The organism is Flavobacterium sp. GW823-FHT06G12 (assembly GCF_058794775.1).
The window spans coordinates 850,346-873,902 of record NZ_JBXAHE010000001.1 but is presented as its reverse complement, the minus strand read 5'-3'; the positions used below and the strand labels follow the sequence as shown (position 1 = coordinate 873,902).

The following is a 23,557-nucleotide window of genomic DNA, read 5'->3' as shown; positions in this document are numbered from 1 at the left end:
AATTCTTCTAACTGTAAACTAACATTCTCATTCTATTTGTTCTTCTGCAACTTCATTTTTATAAAATCGAAAAAGCCACTTTACATCGATTTAAAATCTATGAAAAATGGCTTAATTTAAGATCATATTGTTTAAAACCGTTACTGGATAACTAATGTTTTAACCAAGAATTCTGTTTCTGATTTTTTGAATTTAATTTCGAAAGTTCCTTTTGACTGCGGTGAAAATGTGTAAACAGTATGAAGTGCAGTTGGCGTTTGATTAGCGCAAGTTTCCTTCGGATATTTAACCTCTATTTGAAATCCGCTCTCTTTACCAATAGATATATCACTAATTCTATCAAACTGCCCACAAGCGTTCTCGGCTATAAAAGAAATTTCAAAATTAATATCAACCCCTACTTTTCCTGTAGATGGACCTGAAATAGCAGTAACATCTGCAGCTTTTGAAATAGTTTGCGGTGTTTCTTTCTTATCATCATCGCTACTGCAAGCAACCAAAGAAACAGCTAAAAATAGCACTGCCAAAACTGATTGTAATCTAAAAATTCTCATATAAGTAAATTAATTGTTTTATTATGTAGATGGTGCTAAATTACAAAGGTTGCTTGAAATAATGCAAAATAATTTTAGTTTGCCAAAAAAAAAGCCATTTTGCATTGATTAAAAAGAATCTTAGCAAAATGGCTTTCAACCTAAAAAAATATCAACTAAGCTTGTTGTTAGTCTATCACTACTTTTTGAGTAAGGAATTCTGTTTCTGATTTTTTAAATTTAATTTCAAAAGTTCCTTTTGCAGCAGACTTAAATTTGTATACAGTCTTTTTTGGTTCTGGTACTTGTTGCGTGCAAACTTGCGAAGGGTATTTTGCAATTACTTGTAAACCTTTTACAGACCCAATTGTTACTTCTGAGATTTTATCAAATTCTGCGCAAGCGTTGTCTACTACATACGTCACATCGTAGCTTAATTCATCATTTACTTTACCTGTTGCTGGACCTTTAATTTCGGTTACTAAAGCAGCTTTTGATGTAGGAGCTGGTATTTTGTTGTCATCGTCATTACTGCATGAAACAAATGCAATTGATAAAAATAATACTACTAAAACTGATTTTAATCTAAAACTTTTCATATAAAATAATAATTAATTGTTAATTACTATGAAGACGGAACAAGGTTGCAATGGTTGCTTTAAGAAAAATGTTAAAAATTTCACCAAAACACTAAACAACTATAAATCAACATCTTATCCATGTAAAAAAAAGTCAAGATTTACCGATATTTCTTATATAAAATAAATATTTCTGGTTTACTTCTTATAGAAACAGCATCATTTTTTGAACGTCTCAAAAGCTATCGGGACTCAACTTGATCTGAAAATATTACCTTCTGCCACAAAAAAAAACACCAGCCTTTCGACTGATGTTTTTTTATTAATTGGAAATAATTTTTAAACTGCTGATTCTTTCTTTTTAAATATTTTTTTGAAAAGATTTACTATCGCCAATACAATAAACCCTATGATAAGGCCAATTGCAAATTCTTTAATAATAGAAGGAAAATTTGGTAGAAGGTGGTGAAAAAATTCAATATTATGAACGAATAATCCGCCTGAAACCATAATCAAAGCAATTGTACCAATTATGGTTAAAGCTTTAATCACTTTTGGAAGGGCTTGAACTAATACATTTCCAATACTTTTTAAAAGGCTTTTTTCTTTTTTACTACTCTGAATCATTTTAAAACCTACTTCATCCATACGTACAATAATCGCTACGATTCCGTAAACTCCAATTGTTGCTATAACAGCGATGATAGAAACGGTTATAATTTGTGATACTAATGGTTTCCCTATTACAGTTCCAAGAGCAATGATTACAATTTCTACAGAAAGGATAAAATCAGTTACGATTGCCGATTTTACTTTTTCTTTTTCAACTAGCAAAATTTGTTCTTCGGTAAGTACTTCATCAGTTATTCCTTCAGATTCTTCGTGTCCATGAGGAACTATAAATTCGTAGATTTTTTCTGCTCCTTCGTATGCTAAGAACAATCCCCCTAATACTAAAATTACCATAATAGCAATTGGAAAAAACGCGCTTAACAAAAACGCAATTGGAAGAATAATAATTTTATTTAATAAAGAACCTTTACTAATTGCCCATAAAACTGGAAGCTCTCTAGATGAAGCAAACCCTGAAGCTTTTTCGGCATTTACTGCTAAATCGTCGCCTAGAATTCCGGCTGTTTTTTTTGCAGCAACTTTACTCATTACTGCCACATCATCCATAATTGCAGCGATATCATCTAATAGAGCGAAAAAACCTGAACCCATTTTTTTAAATTTATTTTTAGTGATGCGAATCTAGACATTTTGACTTAATTTGCCCAATAATATCGTATCAAAGTTTGAGTTTTTATTCGTAATTTTCTGTAATGTGCCTTTAATTGCACTGTCCTAAAAGAACCCATAAAATAATAAAAACTATGATTGTCCCGAAGCAGCCTCCGCCTAGTTTTTTAGCGCCATATCCTGCAAGTAATCCTCTAAATATATTGTTCATGATTTTTAATTTTAGTTAATAAATTGCTGATTTTTATTAATTTAAAATTGGTTCTTTTTTTCAAATTTCTTGTTATATCAAATGGCTAAAAAGTTTCAGAATTTTAGGCAAAAAAAAAAAGCATCAGTAAAAAACTGATGCTTTTCTAAGATTAACATGAAAAAAAATTAATTAGCTGTTTGGTTTCTAAAAACTAACTTGCCATCGAAAGCATCCAATAAAATGATGCTATCTGTTGTTATGGTTCCTGCCAAAATTTCTTTTGACAATTGATTTAAAACTTCTCTCTGAACAATTCGTTTTACTGGTCTTGCACCAAACTGAGGATCATAACCTTTGTCTGACAAGTATGCAATAGCTTCTGGAGTTGCATCCATTGTAATGCCTTGCAGAGCCAACATTTTGGTAACGCTCTTCAATTGCAAGCTCACGATTCTTGAGATGTTATCTGCCGTAAGCGGCGTAAACATTACAATTTCGTCAATACGATTTATAAATTCCGGACGAACCGTTTGTTTCAACAATCCTAAAACTTCGTTTTTAGCCGCTTCTGTTGCTGCTTCAACTCCGCCTTTTAGATTTTCGAATTTCTCCTGAATAATTTGGCTTCCCATATTAGAAGTCATAATGATAATCGTGTTTTTGAAATCGGCCAAACGTCCTTTGTTATCTGTTAAACGTCCTTCATCAAGAACTTGCAATAAAATATTGAAGGTATCTGGATGCGCTTTTTCGATCTCGTCTAACAAAATCACAGAATATGGTTTTCTACGAACAGCTTCTGTCAATTGTCCACCTTCATCATAACCTACGTATCCTGGAGGTGCACCCACTAAACGACTCACGCTGTGACGTTCTTGGTACTCACTCATATCGATACGTGTCATTGCATTTTCATCATCAAAAAGATATTCGGCCAATGCTTTTGCCAATTCGGTTTTACCCACTCCGGTTGTTCCTAAGAATAAGAATGTTCCAACAGGTTTTTTCATATCCTGTAAACCAGCGCGACTTCTACGTACTGCATCACTCACTGCTTCTATCGCTTCTTCCTGACCTACTACACGTTTGTGCAATTCATCTTCCAAATGCAATAGTTTTTCTCTTTCTGTTTGAAGCATTTTTGTAACAGGAATTCCTGTCCATTTTGCCACAACTTCTGCAATGTCTTCTCTAGTTACTTCTTCTTTAATTAAAGAGTTTCCAGATTGAAACTCTTGCAATTGTTTTTGCAATGTTTCCTGACGTTCTTGCGCTTCTTTTATTTTTCCGTAACGAATTTCGGCTACTTTTCCATAATCACCATCACGTTCAGCACGTTCAGCTTCATACTTGAAGTCTTCTATTTCGTGTTTTACAGCCTGAATTCCATCAACGATATCTTTTTCTTGTTTCCATTTTGCATAGATTTCGTTTCGCTCTTCTTTCAAGTTGGCCAATTCCATACCTAAAATCTTAAGCTTGCTTTCTTCTTTTTCACGCTTAATGGCTTCAATTTCAATTTCTAACTGCATGATTTTACGATCCAAAACGTCTAATTCTTCTGGTTTTGAATTGATTTCCATACGCAGTTTAGAAGCAGCTTCATCCATTAAGTCAATCGCTTTATCTGGCAAGAAACGATTCGTAATATATCTTTGCGAAAGTTCAACTGCTGCAATAATTGCTTCGTCCTTAATTTGAACTTTATGATGTGTTTCATATTTCTCTTTAATTCCACGAAGAATTGAAACCGCACTTTCTGTATCTGGTTCGTCAATTAACACTTTTTGGAAACGTCTTTCAAGCGCTTTATCTTTTTCAAAATATTTTTGATATTCATCTAAAGTTGTAGCACCTATTGCTCTCAGCTCTCCACGAGCCAAAGCTGGTTTCAAAATGTTTGCTGCATCCATTGCGCCTTCACCTCCACCTGCTCCTACAAGTGTATGGATCTCGTCAATAAACAGAACGATATCTCCTTCTGCTGATGTAACTTCTTTTACAACCGATTTTAAACGCTCCTCAAATTCTCCTTTATACTTCGCTCCGGCAATCAAAGCTCCCATATCTAGTGAGAAAACGATCTTTTCTTTTAAGTTTTCTGGAACATCTCCGTCCACAATTCTATGCGCTAAACCTTCTGCAATAGCTGTTTTACCAACACCTGGTTCACCAATAAGCATTGGGTTGTTTTTGGTTCTACGGGTTAAAATTTGCAACACACGACGAATTTCTTCGTCACGGCCAATAACTGGATCTAGTTTTCCCGTGCGCGCTAATTCGTTTAGATTTTTTGCATATTTATTTAACGAATTGTATGTCTCTTCAGCAGAAGCCGAAGTTACTCTTTCGCCTTTACGTAATTCTTCTATTGCTGCTTTTAGACCTTTTCCTGTTACTCCTTGATCTTTTAAGATCTGAGAAACTTTACTTTTTGAATCAAAAATGGCTAAAATTAAATGTTCGATCGAAACATATTCGTCGTTCATTTTTTGTGCAATGATTTCTGCTTCATTCAAGGCTTTGTTTGCATCTCTCGAAAGCATAACATCACCTCCTGAGACTTTTGGAAAACTCTGAATTGTAGCATCTAAAAGCTGTAAAAATAACGGTACATTTACATTTAATTTTTTCAGAATAAATGGTGCAACGTTTTCATCAACTTCAAAAATAGCTTTGAAAATGTGTTCATTTTCAATTTGCTGCTGGCCATTTCGTTGCGCTAATTGCTGCGACAACTGAATGGCTTCCTGCGATTTAATAGTAAACTTATTTATATTCATATTTTTTCGATTTGATTGATTTAACTGTTTGAAAATTATAGGATTAAAGTTACGATTTATTGAGCTAAGTTTTTAACTCAAAATAATTTAACTTTGCATTGAAATAGACAAATTATATTCCACAGTAAAAAAACAGACAAAATGACATTTAAAATCAAGTTTTTCTTGTTTTAGCACGTCAAAAAGTCATAAACAACGCCAAATATGAGTTTTTTAAATTCAATCTTCGGAAGTTCAGAGAACTCAGAAGCATCAAAAAGTAAAGTAAACTGGATAGAATTAACAGATATGCTTCAATTAATGGAAATAGAAGCTATTTCTAATGAAAAACCAGTTGTAATTTTTAAACATAGCACAAGATGCAGCATTAGCCGAATGGCCTTAAAACAATTTGAAAGAGAATATGACCTTGAAAATGTTGTAGACGCGTACTTTTTAGACTTAATTGCACACAGAGATATTTCAAACGAAATTGCAAGCAGATTTGGAGTTTATCACGAATCTCCTCAGTTGATATTAATCAAAAACGGTAAAGCGGTTTACGATGTTTCGCACAGTGATATTGATGCTGAAGCATTGAAAAGCAAAGTGTAAATTTACTTTTATGAAATGTAAAATGTGAGAAGTAAGATATTTAAATACAAATTATTACTTCTCACATTTTACTTTTTACACTTCACCATATTAAAAACTTCCTCCGGAACCTCCTCCACTAAAACCTCCGTCTCCAAATTCCATTGGAGAAGCTTGCGGTTTTACCTCTGGTTTTATTCCGAATGTAGAAGCCACAACTAAGGCTTCAGCATTTAAAAGTGTATCTGAATGATTGATCCTACCTGGCTTAAAAGTCAAACCGCTTTCTTTTTCTTTCAGTTTTTTAATTGAAAAATAAGCTATTGCAAATAAAACCAATCCGCCAAGTGTAAGCGCAACTTCCACAGGCAAAACTGAATGATAAAATCGAATGGTATAAATTGAAAATGCAATGGCCAAAAAACTAATCCAAAGCATTATTCTATCTTTTGTTTTTAAAGCCTTAACCAGATAAAACACCGGAACTACAAAAGTGAAAGCATAAAAGAAAAATGCAAACGGAATATCGGTTCCTGGCTTTACCTCTTCTCCTAAAAGCTCTGCAGAAAGTTCTCTAACAACCAAATAATTACAAGAAAGATAAAAGAGAACTAAACAAAAACTATTTGCTAATAATAATCCATTGTAATAGTGACTTTCAGCTAAACGGTCAATTATTTTTTTAGTTATAAAATAAAAAATACCAGCAAAAATCATTGCTGCAAATGGCAAAATAGCTTTCCCAATATCTCCAAATTCAAACATTCCAAAAAACAAAAAAGCACTTACAGCAAAACAAAAAACAAGCATTGACAATACATGCAAATATCTTAAGAACATAAATAATGAAGCTGCAGAAACAAAAAGTGCTATAATAATTTCGTAGCTTTCTGTTGTAATTGCAATTGCAACTCCAACGTTTAAAAGTGCTCCTAAAATAAAAGCATCATCAAGTCCATGATTGTGATAATCTTGCTTGGCCAGTAATTCTATACCAACAAATCCGATTACGGCAAAAATATAACAGCATATTTCAAAAAACACACGTTCACTGCTTAAACCGACTAAAGTAATTACTCCACAAATTGAAAGATATAAAAAAGCAACCAAGCAAAAAGAATCCAATTCTAACCAAAATATTGCTTTGGCTTTTTAAATCTGGTAATTCTTTCTCTATAAACTTTTTTTGGTCTTTACTAATAAAACCGCCTTTGTACAATGTATCTGCTTGATCAATTAAAGCTCCATTGTCTATTTTTCTTTTATCGTAAGCTATCATTCTGAAATTTCTTTGTGGAAGTTTTTAATTAGTTTAATAAAAAGAACAATTGAACCAATAAAGTAGGCTGGCAAAAGAAAAACAAACAATTCCCAAATATCAGAGAAATCAATGTTTTCAAAAATCCTAAACAAAAATATATTGGCTCCGATATAAGCATAAACAATCATAAATACATACAATGACATTGCCTTATAATCGTAACTTGTTCTATAAAAATAATATGTTGAGCCTGCTAAAATTAAAGTAAACAATATCCAAGCAATTGTATCATAACTGGTCATGTTAGCTATAGAAGCAATGCTGGCAATATGCAATGCAAATGTTAGAAAAATTAAACCAAAATGTGTTTTTAAAGAAATTCTACGACTATAAATGACCCATAAAATTAATAGCACACTTAGAGCAACAGCTGAATAACTAAGATTTTGGCTTGCATAAAAATCATTGCTTTTTAATAAATCTTGTGGCGTTACCGAAAGACCAATATAAGCTGCTAAACCAGTAATTGCGATCGTTAAAACACTTCTATTGTCGAAATAATAAGCACAAAAGAAACTCACTATTGTTGGAACCAAAGTAGCCAATCCGTAATGTTCCCCAAAAGGTTTATATTGAAACTGAAGATATCCTATAAAAATGCAAGTCAGAATATTTCCTGCTAAAACCAGATATTCTAAAACAGGATGCTCAAAAGTTGTTTCTTCTTTCTGAAAACCTTTAGAATGTTTGAAACAATAAAAAAAGCAAACTGCAATAACAATTAAGAGCAATGATAAAATAGCGATGTGTCCTATTGAATCTATATTTTCGTAAATCAAAATTCCAATACCAGAAGTAAAAAGTATTACCGATAAATAAAGAAAAAGCTTTAATTCAGCATTCAAAGAAAAAATAGAAAGATCACGATATTCTTTTATTTCCCGAAACTGATTTTCAGTAATTAGATTTTTCTCAAAGAGACTTTGAGTTGCCTGTTCATCAAATTGCTTCATATCTTAAATTTAAATAACCTTTTTTCAAATTTATGTAAATTAGGTCGAATTTTCTTAAATTTGAAAACAATATTTTGAAAACAAAAAAACCGACTCACATCTGTAAATCGGTTTAAGTATTCTAAAAATTGTTTCTTTACAAAACTGCTTTCATTTTATCTTTTATCGCATCTAAACATAAATTGTTGATACTTCCTTCGTGCGTATGTTTGGTTTCTTTAGGAGACTTGTATGTTCCAGCTTCCAATTGTTCTGCAACAGCTTTGTAAGCATCCCTAAACGGCATTCCAGCAACAACCATTTCGTTTAAAGTATCTACAGTAAACAAATAATCGTATTTTTTATCTTCTAAAATATGATCTTTTACAGTGATATCTTTTATCGAGAAAATTGCAATATCCAGACAAGATTTCAAAGTTTGAATCGTTGGAAATAAACCTTCTTTTAAAAGCTGTAAATCTCTGTGATACCCGCTTGGAAGATTATTGGTAATTAAAGTAATTTCGTACGGAAGAGCCTGAATCTTGTTGCATTTTCCTCTGATTAATTCGAAAACATCCGGATTCTTTTTGTGAGGCATAATGCTAGAACCTGTTGTAAGATGCGCCGGCAAACCGATAAAATCAAAGTTCTGACTCATATACAAACAAACGTCCATCGCAAATTTTGATAATGTTCCTGCAACGCTTGTCATGGCAAAAGCAACAGTTTTCTCAGCTTTTCCACGACTCATTTGTGCGGCAACAGCATTGTATTTTAAAGTTTCAAAACCTAATTCTTTTGTTGTAAATGTTCTATTGATTGGAAATGAACTTCCATAACCAGCAGCAGAACCTAATGGATTTTGATCTACAATTTTAGAAGCTGCGTTCAACATAGTTACATCATCAATTAAGCTTTCAGCATAAGCAGAAAACCACATTCCAAATGAAGAAGGCATTGCGATTTGTAAATGTGTATAACCTGGCAATAATACGTTTTGATGTTTTTCTGCCGATTCCATCAATAAGTCAAACAAGGTCTTTACTTGTTCTTTTATCGCTTTTAATTCATCTTTTAAATACAAATGAACATCTACTAAAACCTGATCGTTACGAGAACGTGCCGTATGGATTTTCTTTCCTGCATCGCCTAGTTTTACTGTTAAAAGATATTCGATTTTAGAATGCACATCTTCGAAACTATCTTCGATTTCGAAATTTCCAACTACGATATCAGCGATGATTTCGTTTAATGCATCAACTAAAGATGTTGTTTCTTCTTGAGTCAATAAACCGATCTGTCCCAACATTTTGGCGTGTGCGATTGAACCTAAAGCATCGTATTTTGCTAAAACCAAATCCAATTCTCTGTCGTTTCCGACTGTAAATTGTTCGATTTGTTTATCTGTTGGTATTCCTTTTTCCCAAAGTTTCATAGGTCATATTTTTACAAACCCGACAGGTTTTAAAAAACTGTCGGGTTTAATTTCATTTCAATTATAATTTAAAGAAATCAGTTAGTATTTTGATATACAAATCGACTCCTTCTTCAATTTCATTTACAAAAATAAATTCGTCTGCTGAGTGCGAACGCAACGTTTCTCCTGGCCCTAATTTTAAAGACTGACAACTTAAAACCGACTGATCTGAAAGTGTTGGCGAACCGTAAGTTGTTCTTCCTAATGCGATTCCTGCTTGAACCAAACCGTGCGAAACCGGAATAGAAGAAGCATTTAAGTGCATTGATCTTGGTGTTACTTCTGCGTTTACATTTGCTTTAACCACTTCTAGAATTTCAGCGTTTGTATAACGATCTGTTACGCGAATATCTACAACCAAATCACATTCTGACGGCACTACATTATGCTGCTTTCCTGCATTAATCTGCGTTACTGTCATTTTTACAGGACCTAAAACATCTGAAATTTTGTCGAATTTATAGTTTTTAAACCATTCCATTACTGGAATTGATTTGTATAAAGCGTTATCGTCATTTTGATGTGCGGCATGGCTTGCAGTTCCTTTTACTTTTACATCAAGAACTAATAACCCTTTTTCTGCAACTGCCAATTGCATTAAAGTTGGTTCTCCAACAATCGCGCAATCTAGTTCTGGTAAGCTTTTTAAAACGCTGTTCAAACCATTTTTCCCGCTGCTTTCTTCTTCTGCAGAAGCTACAATTACAATATTATGAGAAAGGTTTTGATTTTCATAGAAATGGACAAATGTTGCTAGCAATGAAACTAAACATCCTCCTGCGTCATTACTTCCTAAACCGAATAGCTTTCCATCTTTTTCAATCGCTTTAAATGGATCGTTGGTGTAAGCTTGATTTGGGCGTACAGTATCGTGATGTGAGTTTAGTAAAAGTGTTGGTTTGTTTTCGTCGAAATATTTGTTGAAAGCCCACACATTGTTGTTTTCTCTCTTGAAAGGAATTTCATTCTGATTGAACCAATTTTCGATTAAAAGAGCCGTCTGGTCTTCTTCACTTGAAAATGAAGGGGTTTCGATTAGACTTTTTAATAAACTAATTGCTTCCTGGGTAAGCGTATCTATATTTTTCATTTTGTTGTGCTCTTGCCACAAAGGCGCTAAGTCGCTAAGTTTTTTTAAGCTTTTACTTTCTTAACTAAATAATATGCGACATTTTTAATTTGCGCAAATTTCCAAAATTAAATTTTAAAAGTACTGCGCAACTCTGTTTTTTTGCCACTAATTACACGAATTTTCGCAAATTATTTTTTTGTTTTAGATTTAAAATCAAAATGATTTTTTTAATATTCATCTAAAATTATTTTCTCTTTTAACAGATAAAATTAGTGTCAATTCTTGGCGACAATTTTTATAATGTAATCGTTGTATGCGGAATATCTGAGTTTTGAAGCATTTTATGATGCCCAATTTTGATTTTCTGTACGCCTCTTGATAAACTATTGAAACAGTTGTCCAATTTTGGAATCATTCCAGAATGGATTACTTTTTCTTCTTTTAGTTTATTGTATAATGGCTCGTTGATTTCTGTTATTACAGATGAATCGTCTTCTGAATCTTGTAAAACGCCTTGTTTTTCAAAACAATATGTTAGCGTCACATCAAAAACTTCAGATAAAGCAATTGATAATTCACTTGCAATCGTATCAGCATTGGTGTTTAATAATTGTCCATTTTTGTCGTGTGTAATCGCACAGAAAACGGGAACAACTCCAGCTTCCAATAAAGTTGCAAGTAATTTGGTATTAACTTGTTTTACATCGCCTACAAATCCGTAATCAATTGTTGGGTGATTCCTTTTTGTTGACTGAATTAAATTTCCGTCAGCTCCAGAAAAACCAATTGCGTTATTGTCTTTTGCCTGCAATTGCGCCACAATATGTTTATTGATTTGTCCAGCGTAGATCATCACTACAACATCAAGCATTGGAGCATCTGTAATTCGGCGTCCGTCAATCATTTGCGGAACTAAACCAATACTCTGTGCCATTTTTGTAGCCGATTTTCCTCCGCCGTGAACTAAAACTTTATAGCCTTCAATTTTAGAAAAATCGGTTAAAAATTGTTCTAATTCTGTTGGATTATCGATGATGTTTCCACCTATTTTTATTACGGTAACTTTCTTCATGAGGTTCTAAGTTGCTAAGGTTCTAAGGGACTAAGGTTTTTGCTCATGGTTTCTTAGCATCTTAGAAACTTAGAACCTTAGCACCTCAAAAAACTATATTTTTTTAAGAATCTTTTGTAAAACTAATTGTGCTGAATACGTTCTGTTATTCGCTTGTTCGATTACGATTGAATTTTCTCCGTCTAAAACTTCGTCGCTTACAATTACGTTACGACGAACTGGAAGACAGTGCATGAATTTTCCATTATTGGTTAGAGCCATTTTTTCGGCCGTAACTGTCCAGTTTGGATCGCTGTTGGTTACTTTTCCGTAATCGTTGAAGTTGCTCCAGTTTTTTACGTAAACGAAATCGGCATTTTCGAAAGCTTTATCTTGATCGTATTCGATTTTGCAATCTTGTGTGATTTCTGGGCTTAACTCGTAACCTTTTGGATGTGTGATTACAAAATCCATATCTTTTTGCATCTGCATCATTTCTACAAATGAATTAGCAACTGCCTGCGGCAAAGCTTTGGGATGCGGCGCCCAAGAAAGAACTACTTTTGGTTTGTCTTTGTGTCTAGGTTTGAATTCTTCCATTGTAATCGCGTCAGCCAACGACTGTAATGGGTGACGAATAGCACTTTCCATATTTACGATTGGCACAGTAGCATATTTCAAAAATCCTGAAATTACAGTTTCCTGATAATCTTTTTCTTTATCAACCAAACCTGCGAAAGCACGGATTGCAATAATATCACAATATTGAGAAACTACTTCTGCTGCTTCTTTGATATGCTCTGAAGCACCAGAATTCATCACAGCTCCGTCTTCAAATTCTAATGTCCATCCTTCGTTGGTAAAGTTCATTACCATAACGTTCATTCCTAAGTTCATTGCCGCTTTTTGAGTACTCAAACGCGTTCTTAAACTCGGATTGAAGAATAACATTCCCAAAGTTTTATTCTTTCCTAAACTCTGATTTTTAAGCGGATTCTTTTTGATTTTGATCGCTTGTTTTACCCATTTTGATAATGAGTTGATGTCTTTTATTGAGATATAGTTCATGTCTTTTTTAATTAATTTAGATAATGTGATAATTAGAAAATTTGATAATTGTGCATTATCTAATTAACTAATTTTCTAATTGACTCATTAGATTATTTTTGTAAAAGGAATTTCGTCTTTTAATGCCTTTAAAATAAAATTATCATTTAATCCATTTACAATCCAGGTTTCGATATTTGCTGCTTTTGAAATGGCAGCTGCTTCTATTTTAGATTGCATTCCTCCTGTTCCGTGTGATGATTTTGATTCCCCGATTTCTTTTTCGAGTGATTTTAAATCATTTACCAATTTAATTGTTTGAGGAACTTCATCATTAATGGATTCTTTTGTATAAATTCCATTTGTATTGGTCGCAATAATCAGAATATCAACATTTAAAAGAACTGCTGTCAACGCAGCTAATTTATCATTATCTCCAAACCGAATCTCATCTGTAGCAACGGTATCATTTTCATTGATAATCGGAATGTAATTATTTTTAACTAATACATTAATGGTGTTTACGATATTCTTCTTAGTTTGCTCTTTTTCGAAATCAGAATAAGAAAGTAAACACTGCGAAGTATTTAGTCCTAAATCCTTAAAATTTTCATTGTAAATCCGCATTAAATGAGGCTGTCCAATTGAAGCTAAAGCCTGTTTTACAAAAACATCTTTATCTTGATTATCCAGCTTTACAAACTGCTTTGCCGCTGCAATTGCTCCTGAACTTACTATGATAAATTCATATTCGTTGTTTAAAGCTGCAATCTGTATTCCTAGATCTTCAATCTTTCCCCGCGAAATATGATTGGTTTCTTTGGTTAAAGTGTTACTTCCTATTTTTAATAAAATCCGTTTTTTTGTCATTTTATTTAAAGATACTGAGGTTCTAAGATGCTGAGATTCTAAGTTTTTTTTTAGAATTTTCTAATTATCTAATTGCCTCAATTTTCATATTCTCTCAATTACCTAATTTGCCCTTCTCCGTAAACGTACCATTTATTGGTTACGAGATGTTGTAGACCAATTGGACCACGTTGGTGCAATTTATCGGTGCTTATTGCTAATTCTCCACCAAGACCAAATTGTCCGCCGTCTGTGAAACGGGTTGAAGCATTTTGGTAAACTGCTGCAGCATCTATCGATTCCATAAATTGCTGTGCAACTTCGTTATCTCTTGTAATAATTGCTGCGGAATGACCTCCACAGTACTTATTAATCATATCAATGGCATGTTCCTGAGAATCTATAGTTCCAATTACGATTTTATAATCTAGAAACTCTTCATACCAAATATCTTCGTTTAAGATAGTTTTAGTATTTTCGAAATTCTCTAACGATTTATCTACAATAACTTCTACTCTTGATTCAATTAAAGCTTCTATTAACATTGCAACGAAACCTTCAAAGTTTGGCAATTTGGAATCAATTAAAACTTTATCTAAAGCATTACAAGCCGATATTTTAGCTGTTTTAGCATTTAAAATTACTTTTAAAGCCAAATCTGTATCTGCTTTTTCATGAACGTAAACGAAATTATTTCCTCGTCCGCTTACGATTACTGGGCAAGTTGCGTGTGCTTTTACAAATTCAATAAGTTTTTCTCCACCTCTTGGAACAATTAAATCAACTTTTTGAGTTGGTTTTTCTAGAAAAGCTTGAGTTTCTGTTCTGTTATAATTTAAATATTCTACCCAGTTTTTTGAAACTCCGTTTTCTTCTAGAGCTTTATGCCAAAGACTTACGATTTTTAAATTTGATTTTAAAGATTCTTTTCCTCCCTTTAATAAAATTTTATTTCCGGATTTAAAAGCAATTCCGCCCGCTTCGATTGTAACATCAGGACGAGATTCGTAAATAATTAAAATCGTTCCAAAAGCCGCCGTTTTATTCACCACTTTTATTCCATTATCATGAGTAAAATGAAAACGCTCAACGCCAACTGGATCTTCCTGGGAAGCTAGTTGGTTTAACGACAAAATCATCTCGTCGACTTTTTTATCATCTACTTTCAGGCGTTCTTCCATCGCTAAATCTGAACCGTCGTAATCCGCAAGATCTTCCTGATTAGTCAAGATTATCTCATTCCGCTCCTGCTCAACCAGCTTTGCCATAGTCCGCAAAACCGCATTGCGTGTTTCAATTGATAATGGTTTCATAATTTCAAGTGGGTTGGTTGTTTTTTGGTTGTTTCTTTTTTTGTAGAAACTTATATTTTAAACCTGACAGGTTTTTAAAACCCGTCAGGTTTAAGTTTACGTGTATTAATTTTTAAGTTCGTCTAAACTTTCTTTTAAAGCTTTTACAAACGTATCGATATCAGCTTTTTTCACAGTCAGCGGCGGTAAAATTCTTAATAGATTTTTATTGTTCGCGCTACCTGTAAAAATGTGTTTTTCGATGATTAGTTTCTTTCTTAAAGCCGCAACATCAAAATCAAATTCAACTCCAAGCATTAATCCTTTTCCTTTTACTTGTTTGATTCCGTCAACTTCTTTGATTTTTTCTAAGAAATATTCATAAACTTCATTTACATTTTTCTGTAAATCAAGTTTTTCAATTACATCCAAAACTGCAATTCCTGCTGCACAAGATAAATGACTTCCACCGAAAGTAGTTCCTAATAATCCGAAACTTGCTTCAAATTTTGGAGAAATTAAGATCGCTCCAACAGGAAAACCGTTCCCCATTCCTTTTGCAACTGAAATAATATCAGCGTTGATTCCGTGATGTTGGAAAGCGAAGAATTTTCCGCTTCTTCCGTATCCTGATTGTACTTCATCTAAAATCAAAATAACGTCATGTTTTTTACACGCTTTTTCTAACGCTTGAAAAAATTCTGTTGTTCCTTGATCTAAACCTCCAACTCCTTGAATTCCTTCGATAATTACTGCTGTAACATCGCCTTTAGCTAATTCAGCTTCAACTAATTCAATTTGGTTTAGTGGCAAAAACGTTACTTCTTGCTGTGCATTTATTGGCGCAACAATTTTTTTGTTATCTGTAACGGCGACTGCTGCAGAAGTTCTTCCGTGGAAAGAGTTATGAAAAGCCACTACTCTAGATTTTCCGTTATGGAAAGAAGCTAATTTCAAAGCATTTTCATTGGCTTCAGCACCAGAACTGCATAAAAACAATTCGTAATCTTCAAGACCAGAAAGCTTTCCTAATTTCTGAGCCAATTCTACCTGCAAAGGATTCTGAATGGCATTCGAATAAAAACCTAAATTATCTATCTGATTTTTAAGTTTAGCTACATAATCCGGCTGTGTGTGTCCAATAGAAATCACGCCGTGACCGCTGTATAAATCTAAATATTCTACTCCTTTGTCGTCAATAATTGTACAATCTACTGCTTTTACTGGAGTTATGTCGTATAATGGGTAAACGTTGAATAAGTTCATTTTTTTGAAAAGTTAAATGTTATTTGTAAAATGTTAGAAGTTTTAGTGTAGACGTTTAACATCTAACATTTTACTTTTATTAAAATCCACTTGGTTTCAAATGTAAACCTGTGGTTTCTTCTAATCCGAACATTAAATTCATGTTTTGAATTGCTTGTCCTGAAGCACCTTTGGTTAAGTTATCGATAATTGATGTTATGAGAACCCGGTTTCCTTTTTTCAATAAACTAATAATACATTTATTCGTTTGCACCACCTGTTTCATGTTAATGTTGGTTGTAGTAACGGTTACGAAAGGCTCGTTTTTATAGAAATCCTCGTATTTAGCAACCAATTGTTCCAAACTGTCATCACATAATGTATAAAGCGTTGCAAAAATTCCTCTTGGAAAATCTCCTCTGTTCGGAATAAAAAGTAATTCGCTGTCAAAATCGTCTTGCAACTGAACTAAGCTTTCTCCGATTTCTCCCAAATGTTGATGCTCAAAAGCTTTATAATGTGACATATTGTTATTTCTCCAACTGAAATGAGAAGTTTCTGAAAGACTCACTCCTGCTCCTGTGCTTCCAGTTGTTGCATTAATATGAACATCATTATTTAGCAAATTATGCTCGGCTAAAGGCAATAATGCCAACTGAATAGCCGTTGCAAAACAACCCGGATTTGCAATATAATTTGTCTTTTTGATTTCGGCTTTATTGATTTCAGGCAATCCGTAAACAAAATCTTTTCCTTCGAAATGGGCATCTTTATTCAGCCTGAAATCATTTCCTAAATCAATGATTTTAGTGTGACTTGCAAACTGATTTTCTTTTAAAAATGAAATCGATTTTCCGTGACCTAAACATAAGAAAACAACATTCACATTCGGATTGATTTCATCTGTGAAATTCATTTCAATATCACCCATCAAATCTTGGTGTGCTACAGAAAGTGGCTTTCCAGCATTTGTTGTACTGTAAACAAAATCGATGTTTACTTTGGGATGATACATTAAAATTCTGATGAGTTCTCCAGCCGTGTAGCCCGAACCACCAATAATTCCGACATTAATCATGATCTAATTTGTTTACAGATGAGAATATGTTTTGTGCATTTCCTAAAATCTTGATAAATCCTTTTGCATCGTCAGATGTCCAAGCATTGTTCATTTCTCCGTATTGACCGAAACCTGTGTTCATTAAATCATTTTCAGATTCGATTCCGTCAAGTGAGAAATGGTATGGTTTTAATGAAACTGTAACCGTTCCGTTTACTGTTTTTTGTGTGTCTTGCAAGAAAGTTTCGATGTTTCTCATTACAGGATCCAAAAACTGACCTTCGTGAAACAACATTCCGTACCAGTTTCCTAATTGCTCTTTCCAGTATTGCTGCCATTTTCCAAGAGTATGTTTCTCTAACAAATGGTGCGCTTTGATAATAATTAACGGAGCAGCAGCTTCAAAACCAACTCTTCCTTTAATTCCGATAATCGTATCACCTACGTGAATATCTCTACCAATTGCATAAGCACTTGCTAGTTTTTCAAGAGCCACAATATTATTTGAAGGTTTATCTGTTTTTCCGTTTAAACCAACTAATTCTCCTTGCTCGAAATGAAGTGTTACTTTTTCTTCTCCTTCTTTTTGTAATTGAGAAGGATAAGCTTCACTTGGCAATGGCTGACTTGAAGTTAAAGTTTCTTTTCCTCCAACGCTTGTTCCCCAAAGTCCTTTATTGATAGAATATTGTGCTTTTTCCCAAGAATAGTGAACTCCGTTTTGAGCTAAATAATCTACTTCTTCTTGTCTTGAAAGTTTTAAATCTCTAATTGGAGTAATGATTTCAATTTCTGGAGCAATAGTTTGGAAAATCAAATCGAAACGAATTTGGTCGTTTCCTGCACCAGTACTTCCGTGAGCGATTGCAGTAGCTCCTACTTTTTTCGCATATTTTATAGCTTCAATTGCTTGAAAAACACGTTCAGCACTTACTGATAATGGATATGTGTTATTTTTTAATACGTTTCCAAAAATCAAGTATTTGATAGCTTTATCGTAATATTTATCTAAAATTGTTAAGTTGGCGTGTTGTGCACTTCCTAACTCGTAAGCTCTTTTTTCAATAGCTGTTAATTCTTCAGCAGAAAATCCTCCTGTGTCAACAAGAACAGTATGAACTTCGTATCCTTTTTCATTTTTTAAATATTTCAAACAATACGAGGTATCTAATCCTCCGCTATAAGCTAATACTACTTTTTTCATTTTTTATAATTTTGGCTAATACTTTCGTATTTAGCAGTTTGAGATTTTTTCTAGTTAATTTGACTTAGACAAATAATGACAAGATTTTGTTTAAGAATAATGCCTGTTTAATTTTTTTAAGTCTGCTTAAAACAGCCTCGTTAAAAGGATGTCTTGGTGGCGTTTTTTGTTTTTCTTTTGGGTCGTATAACATTCCTGTACAAAGGCACATTTTGTTTTCTTTGCTTTGTAAAATTGGGAAGTTAGTACAGGTTTTACAACCCGCCCAAAAACTTGGATCGGTTGTTAATTCTGAGAACGGAACTGGTTTATAACCTAATTCAGAGTTAATTTTCATAACTGCCAAACCAGTTGTAATACCAAAGATTTTAGCATCTGGAAATCTCTTTAAAGAATAATCAAAAACTTTCGATTTTATCTTTTTTGCCAAACCATGACTTCTATAATCAGGATGTACAATTAATCCAGAATGAGCAACAAATTTTCCGTGCTGCCAGCTTTCTATATAGCAAAAACCTGCAAATTTTCCGTCAGCCAAAGCAATCATTGCATCACCATTTGCCATTTTTTTCTGAATGTACTCAGGAGTTCTTTTAGCAATCCCCGTACCTCTTAATAAGGCAGATGATTCTATCGTATCGCAGATTTCCTGCGCATACTTAAAATGTTCTTCTTGAGTTACAACAATAGAGATCTTCATTTCAATTATTGAAGTTAGAGTTAAAAATTAAAGCATATTGATTCGCTTGAAATCCAGAATTGAATCCAATAAAATTAAGCATAAAAGAAGTAACATTCTCAAAATCAAAACATTGATTAATAAAATTTACAAAATAATAAATACTTTTAGGATGTGTTTGTCCAATGGACAAATTATGTGATTTCAAAATGAAAAATGGATATGAATAAATATACGGCTATAAAACTCAGTGAACACTATAGAGATAGTGTCCGTACTTCGGGAGAAGTAATCGGTGAGTTTGTCCGTGACAAAGAAGTTATATGTAAACTTATTTTATTCATCGGTGCAAAAGTACATTATTTTTTTATTTCCAAAACAAAAAATTTAAATTCTAACATTTTTTTTACGTTTTGTGAATATACAGAAAAACAAAACCCGATAATTATTCCTAATTATCGGGTTTTAAATATTTTACAAAAGTGAAATTACTTTTTCGTAAACTGCATAACCTGACCGTTTCCTAAGATCGTCATGTCGAAACCAGTTTTAGCTTCGTTAAATTTAAATTTTAATCCAGCTCTAGGCGATTCAAAAGTATCTTTTTCATTTGGAACAGGATCTAAAGAAAAATTCGGATAATTTGGAAGTTCAGCTGTTAAAACACTATTTCTGTCAACCAAATTAATAGTTAAAGGAGATTTAGCCGTAACATAATTACCTAAATAACCATCTATGATAATCGCTTTTTCTACTTTACCCGTGCCCGCAGTCCAAACATTATTAGATTCATTATTATCAGGAAAAGCATGATCAGGATCCAAAACAATACTTTCAATTTCTTCTGTAGAATTATGTTTAAATGACCAGCTGTTATTACGTTGCCAGATTTCTACTGGTAGATTAACTCTCGTCACTTTTCCGCTTTTTGTTTTCACATCTAAAACAATTGGCATTGGCATTTTATCAAAATTCTCAACTGTAATAATCACTCCTTTTGAAGGGTCATTTTTTACATATTTAATTGAATTGATTCCTTGATCGAATCTCCAATTATTTACATACCAGCTTCTCCAGAACCAGCTTAAATCTTCACCAGCAACATTTTCCATCGTTCTAAAGAAATCATCAGGTTGAGGATGTTTATAAGCCCAACGCTCAATATAAGTTCTAAAAGCAGTATCGAAACGTTCTTTTCCTAAAACCTGCTCTCTTAAAAGAACAAGACCAGCACTTGGCTTAAAATAACACAACATGCCAATATTCTTTTCTTTCATGTTATCAGGAGAACTCATGATAGTCTCTAAATCTGGACGCGTGAAAGATTCTGCTTCTTGGTGTAAATCTGTTGGCTGTTCTTTGTACTCACCGTTATTAAATGCAGCAGTACTTAATGAATTAATAAATGTGTTGAATCCTTCGTCCATCCAAGCAAATAATCTTTCATTTGAACCCACAATCATTGGAAACCAGATATGTCCAAATTCGTGATCTGTAACTCCCCAAAGATCTTGTCCTTTAGATTTCCATCCGCAGAAAACAATTCCAGGATATTCCATTCCTCCTTCATTTCCAGCTACGTTTGTAGCTGCTGGATAAGGATATTCAAACCATTGTTTAGAATAGTGCTCAATTGAAGCTTTTACATATTCTGTAGAACGGCCATAAGCACCTTGCCCATCGCTTTCAACAGGATAAGCTGATAATGCTAAAGATTTTTTACCGCTTGGAAGGTTAATTTTTGCACCATCCAAAATGAACGCAGGAGATGATGCCCAAGAAAAATCACGTGCATTTTTAATTTTATAATGCCATGTTTTTTCACTTCCTGAATTATTGTTTGCTGTTGCATTAACCTCGTCAGCTGTACGAATCATAACTGTTTTGTCGCTATTAGCTGCATCTTTATATCTTTTTAATTGTTCGGCAGAAAACACTTCCTGACCGTTCAATAATTCTCCTGAAGCTATAACATAATGATTTGCTGGTACAGTAAGTTTCACATCAAAATCACCATATTCTAAATAAAACTCAGAAGCGCCTAAATACGGAGCAGTATTCCAACCTCTCACATCATCGTACACACACATACGTGGGTACCATTGTGCAATTGTGAAGATTTTTCCGTTTTTAGTTTCTAAAACCCCCATTCTATCAGATCCTTCGAAAGGCGCGATGAAAGAGAATTCGATCTTAATTTTTACAGAACCTCCTTTTGCCGCTAATTCCTGAGGAAGAAAAACCTGCATTCTTGTATCTGTAACTATGTATTTAGCAATTGTCTCTGTTTTAGTTTTTCCTCCAGAAATCACTTTTACAGATTTAATTTTGTTTCCGCCATCAAAAACTTGTCCTTGCGCTCCGTTACGGCTTCCTGTCAAAGGCACAACAGCGTTTCCTCTAGAATCGTCTTTAAATAAGTTTTGATCTAAATTCAGCCAAAGAAACCCCAGTTTTTCGGGACTATTATTAGTATAAGTAATTTCATCTGTACCTACAATCTCGTTTGTAGTTGCATTTAATTTTGCCGTAATCTGATAATCGGCTCTGTTCTGCCAATATTCTGCTCCTGGTTGACCGCTAGCAGTACGAGTTGTCGTACCATTTTTTGTATAAAAATGAGGACCAAAGGCATCATGATAATTATAATTGTTTACCGGATTTGTTGTTGTCGCCTGCGTAGTTTGCTGCGCCCAAACTGAAGAAATCCCAAAAAATAAAGCCGCGGTTAAAATGGCTTTTGCAGATTGCTTTTTCATATTTTTTAGCTGTTTATGTAGCAAATTAATGAAAAAAAAAGCTATTTACAGAGGAATTTTAAAACATAAATTTAATTTTAGCAAAATTTTATCAATAAAATAATTTAAGCCTTTTTCTTAAAAAACTAGATTTTATAAAATATATTTACATCTCTAGAAAAATCATTCATTTTATATTCAACATTGTGACTACAACTATTTCAAATTCAATATTAAAAGCTTCAATCAATCATGCTGGAGCTGAATTATTCTCTTTAAAGGACAAACAAAGCAATGAATATATCTGGGAAGGCAATCCAGATTTTTGGGGTAAACACTCTCCTGTTCTTTTTCCAATTGTAGGAACTTTAAAAAACAATACTTATAAAATCAACGGAAAAGAATATCATTTACCTCGTCATGGCTTTGCAAGAGATATGGAATTTTCTTTAATTGAAAAAACTGAAAACAAGGCAATTTTCTCTCTTAAATCTTCCGAAGAAACATTAGAAAAATATCCTTTTGAATTTGAATTACAGCTTATTTATACACTTAAGGAAAGCGCATTAGAACTAGAATACAAAGTAATCAATTACTGCAAAGAAAAAATGCCTTTTTCGATTGGTGCACATCCTGCAATTGCACTTCCAAACAATTTTGAAGATTATGCTTTTCAATTCGAAAAAGAAGAAAACTTAAAATACTATCTTCTTGAAAACGATTTGATTTCATCTAAAACTAAAGTTTTAGAAACAAAAAACAATTTAGTTGCTTTAAATTATGAGCTGTTTAAAAATGATGCTTTGATATTTAAAACTTTAGAATCAAAATCGCTAACTATTTTCAATAATTCAAAAGCTTATATAAAAGTTGATTATAAAGATTTTCCAAGCTTAGGAATCTGGACAAAAGAAAATGCACCATTTATCTGTATTGAACCTTGGTTAGGCTATTCTGATACTGAGGAAAACACTGGTGATTTATACAAAAAAGAAGGAATTTTGACATTGGATACAAATAAAGATTTCAGTGCAAAATTTAGTATTACCATATTATAATAAACAAAATGTTAGATTTTAACTTTACGCCATTTCCAATAATAGAAACTGAGCGTATAATTCTAGATAGAATTACCGACAAAGATGTAGAAGAAGTTTTTGAACTGCGTTCTAATCCTGAAACCATGAAATATATTCCGAGACCTTTAGTAAAAAATCACGAAGATGCCTTGGAACATATCCAAATGATTAATGAAAAAATTGAAAGCAATATTGGAATAAATTGGGGGATCAGACTTAAAGACGATCCTAAATTATTAGGAATTATTGGTTATTACAGAATACAACCCGAAAATTACCGAGCTGAAATAGGCTATATGCTTTCACCAGATCATCATGGAAAAGGAATTATACCAGAAGCCGTTAATCGACTTATAAAATATGGATTTGAAGATCTAAAACTCCACTCAATAGAAGCTGTTATTGATCCAGAAAATTATGCATCTGAAAAGGTCTTACAAAAATGTGGTTTTGTTAAAGAAGCTCATTTAAAAGAGTCAGAATTTTGGGAAGGAAAATTTCTTGACAAGGTAATTTACTCATTATTAGAAAAGTAGAATTTATTCTTGTTAAAATAATCTTACACACAATAGTTATAAAGCATTATACGTTATATTTGCGCTCGAA

General features: G+C 33.1%; 21 protein-coding genes. 4 read left to right on the top strand and 17 right to left on the bottom strand.

Annotation, left to right across the window (positions count from 1 at the left end; translation table 11 throughout):
* Window positions 1–140: 140 nt before the first annotated feature.
* From AC1Q5Z_RS03830 to clpB, 4 genes are all read right to left on the bottom strand, one after another.
* Window positions 141–554, bottom strand: a complete 414-nt coding sequence (locus AC1Q5Z_RS03830; RefSeq protein ID WP_198856056.1) for a hypothetical protein — start codon at window positions 552–554, stop codon at window positions 141–143.
* 167 nt (window positions 555–721) lie between these two features.
* On the bottom strand, window positions 722–1,132 hold the full coding sequence (locus tag AC1Q5Z_RS03825; protein ID WP_492443847.1) for a hypothetical protein: 411 nt from the start codon (window positions 1,130–1,132) through the stop codon (window positions 722–724).
* Between the two features lie 318 nt (window positions 1,133–1,450).
* Window positions 1,451–2,335: a DUF808 domain-containing protein gene (locus AC1Q5Z_RS03820; protein ID WP_198856058.1), complete on the bottom strand. Its 885-nt coding sequence runs from the start codon at window positions 2,333–2,335 to the stop codon at window positions 1,451–1,453.
* Window positions 2,336–2,731: 396 nt separating this feature from the next.
* Complete coding sequence (gene clpB / locus AC1Q5Z_RS03815; protein ID WP_492443846.1) at window positions 2,732–5,329, bottom strand: ATP-dependent chaperone ClpB; 2,598 nt, start codon at window positions 5,327–5,329, stop codon at window positions 2,732–2,734.
* Between the two features lie 204 nt (window positions 5,330–5,533).
* On the opposite strand from clpB, the gene ytxJ reads away from it, so the two are divergent.
* Window positions 5,534–5,923 carry a bacillithiol system redox-active protein YtxJ gene (ytxJ, locus tag AC1Q5Z_RS03810; protein ID WP_343585695.1) on the top strand — a complete coding sequence of 130 codons (390 nt, stop codon included), beginning with the start codon at window positions 5,534–5,536 and terminating at the stop codon, window positions 5,921–5,923.
* A 90-nt stretch (window positions 5,924–6,013) separates the two neighbouring features.
* Here the strand turns inward: ytxJ and AC1Q5Z_RS03805 are convergent, their stop codons facing one another.
* The 12 genes from AC1Q5Z_RS03805 to AC1Q5Z_RS03750 form a co-directional block, all read right to left on the bottom strand.
* Entirely contained in the window at window positions 6,014–7,027 is a 1,014-nt protein-coding gene (locus AC1Q5Z_RS03805; protein WP_492443845.1) for a hypothetical protein, read from the bottom strand.
* A 150-nt stretch (window positions 7,028–7,177) separates the two neighbouring features.
* Window positions 7,178–8,176 (bottom strand): DUF2157 domain-containing protein, encoded by a 999-nt coding sequence (locus AC1Q5Z_RS03800; protein WP_492443844.1) that lies wholly within the window; start codon window positions 8,174–8,176, stop codon window positions 7,178–7,180.
* Between the two features lie 136 nt (window positions 8,177–8,312).
* The gene (gene argH / locus AC1Q5Z_RS03795) at window positions 8,313–9,593 is read right to left on the bottom strand and encodes an argininosuccinate lyase (RefSeq protein ID WP_492443843.1); all 1,281 of its coding nucleotides are present in this window, start codon (window positions 9,591–9,593) and stop codon (window positions 8,313–8,315) included.
* Between the two features lie 61 nt (window positions 9,594–9,654).
* Window positions 9,655–10,725, bottom strand: a complete 1,071-nt coding sequence (locus AC1Q5Z_RS03790; protein ID WP_343585686.1) for a M20 family metallo-hydrolase — start codon at window positions 10,723–10,725, stop codon at window positions 9,655–9,657.
* A gap of 277 nt (window positions 10,726–11,002) precedes the next feature.
* Window positions 11,003–11,779 (bottom strand): acetylglutamate kinase, encoded by a 777-nt coding sequence (gene argB, locus AC1Q5Z_RS03785; protein ID WP_198856065.1) that lies wholly within the window; start codon window positions 11,777–11,779, stop codon window positions 11,003–11,005.
* Window positions 11,780–11,872: 93 nt separating this feature from the next.
* Window positions 11,873–12,826: an N-acetylornithine carbamoyltransferase gene (locus AC1Q5Z_RS03780; protein WP_492443842.1), complete on the bottom strand. Its 954-nt coding sequence runs from the start codon at window positions 12,824–12,826 to the stop codon at window positions 11,873–11,875.
* 87 nt (window positions 12,827–12,913) lie between these two features.
* Complete coding sequence (proB, locus tag AC1Q5Z_RS03775; RefSeq protein WP_343585679.1) at window positions 12,914–13,675, bottom strand: glutamate 5-kinase; 762 nt, start codon at window positions 13,673–13,675, stop codon at window positions 12,914–12,916.
* A gap of 98 nt (window positions 13,676–13,773) precedes the next feature.
* Window positions 13,774–14,967: a glutamate-5-semialdehyde dehydrogenase gene (locus AC1Q5Z_RS03770; protein WP_492443841.1), complete on the bottom strand. Its 1,194-nt coding sequence runs from the start codon at window positions 14,965–14,967 to the stop codon at window positions 13,774–13,776.
* A gap of 105 nt (window positions 14,968–15,072) precedes the next feature.
* On the bottom strand, window positions 15,073–16,212 hold the full coding sequence (locus tag AC1Q5Z_RS03765; protein ID WP_343585677.1) for an aspartate aminotransferase family protein: 1,140 nt from the start codon (window positions 16,210–16,212) through the stop codon (window positions 15,073–15,075).
* 79 nt (window positions 16,213–16,291) lie between these two features.
* Window positions 16,292–17,269, bottom strand: a complete 978-nt coding sequence (gene argC / locus AC1Q5Z_RS03760; RefSeq protein ID WP_492443840.1) for an N-acetyl-gamma-glutamyl-phosphate reductase — start codon at window positions 17,267–17,269, stop codon at window positions 16,292–16,294.
* Window positions 17,262–18,455 (bottom strand): argininosuccinate synthase, encoded by a 1,194-nt coding sequence (locus AC1Q5Z_RS03755; protein ID WP_073409232.1) that lies wholly within the window; start codon window positions 18,453–18,455, stop codon window positions 17,262–17,264. The genes argC and AC1Q5Z_RS03755 overlap by 8 nt, the downstream gene beginning before the upstream one ends.
* Window positions 18,456–18,519: 64 nt before the next feature.
* Complete coding sequence (locus tag AC1Q5Z_RS03750) at window positions 18,520–19,155, bottom strand: GNAT family N-acetyltransferase (protein ID WP_008463114.1); 636 nt, start codon at window positions 19,153–19,155, stop codon at window positions 18,520–18,522.
* Between the two features lie 201 nt (window positions 19,156–19,356).
* Between AC1Q5Z_RS03750 and AC1Q5Z_RS03745 the strand changes: the two genes are divergently transcribed.
* Window positions 19,357–19,620 (top strand): hypothetical protein, encoded by a 264-nt coding sequence (locus tag AC1Q5Z_RS03745; RefSeq protein ID WP_492443839.1) that lies wholly within the window; start codon window positions 19,357–19,359, stop codon window positions 19,618–19,620.
* A 2-nt stretch (window positions 19,621–19,622) separates the two neighbouring features.
* Here the strand turns inward: AC1Q5Z_RS03745 and AC1Q5Z_RS03740 are convergent, their stop codons facing one another.
* Window positions 19,623–21,893 carry a M1 family metallopeptidase gene (locus AC1Q5Z_RS03740; protein WP_492443838.1) on the bottom strand — a complete coding sequence of 757 codons (2,271 nt, stop codon included), beginning with the start codon at window positions 21,891–21,893 and terminating at the stop codon, window positions 19,623–19,625.
* Window positions 21,894–22,078: 185 nt separating this feature from the next.
* On the opposite strand from AC1Q5Z_RS03740, the gene AC1Q5Z_RS03735 reads away from it, so the two are divergent.
* Window positions 22,079–22,930: an aldose 1-epimerase family protein gene (locus tag AC1Q5Z_RS03735; protein ID WP_492443837.1), complete on the top strand. Its 852-nt coding sequence runs from the start codon at window positions 22,079–22,081 to the stop codon at window positions 22,928–22,930.
* Between the two features lie 8 nt (window positions 22,931–22,938).
* On the top strand, window positions 22,939–23,487 hold the full coding sequence (locus AC1Q5Z_RS03730) for a GNAT family N-acetyltransferase (protein WP_343588890.1): 549 nt from the start codon (window positions 22,939–22,941) through the stop codon (window positions 23,485–23,487).
* The last annotated feature ends 70 nt before the right edge of the window (window positions 23,488–23,557 follow it).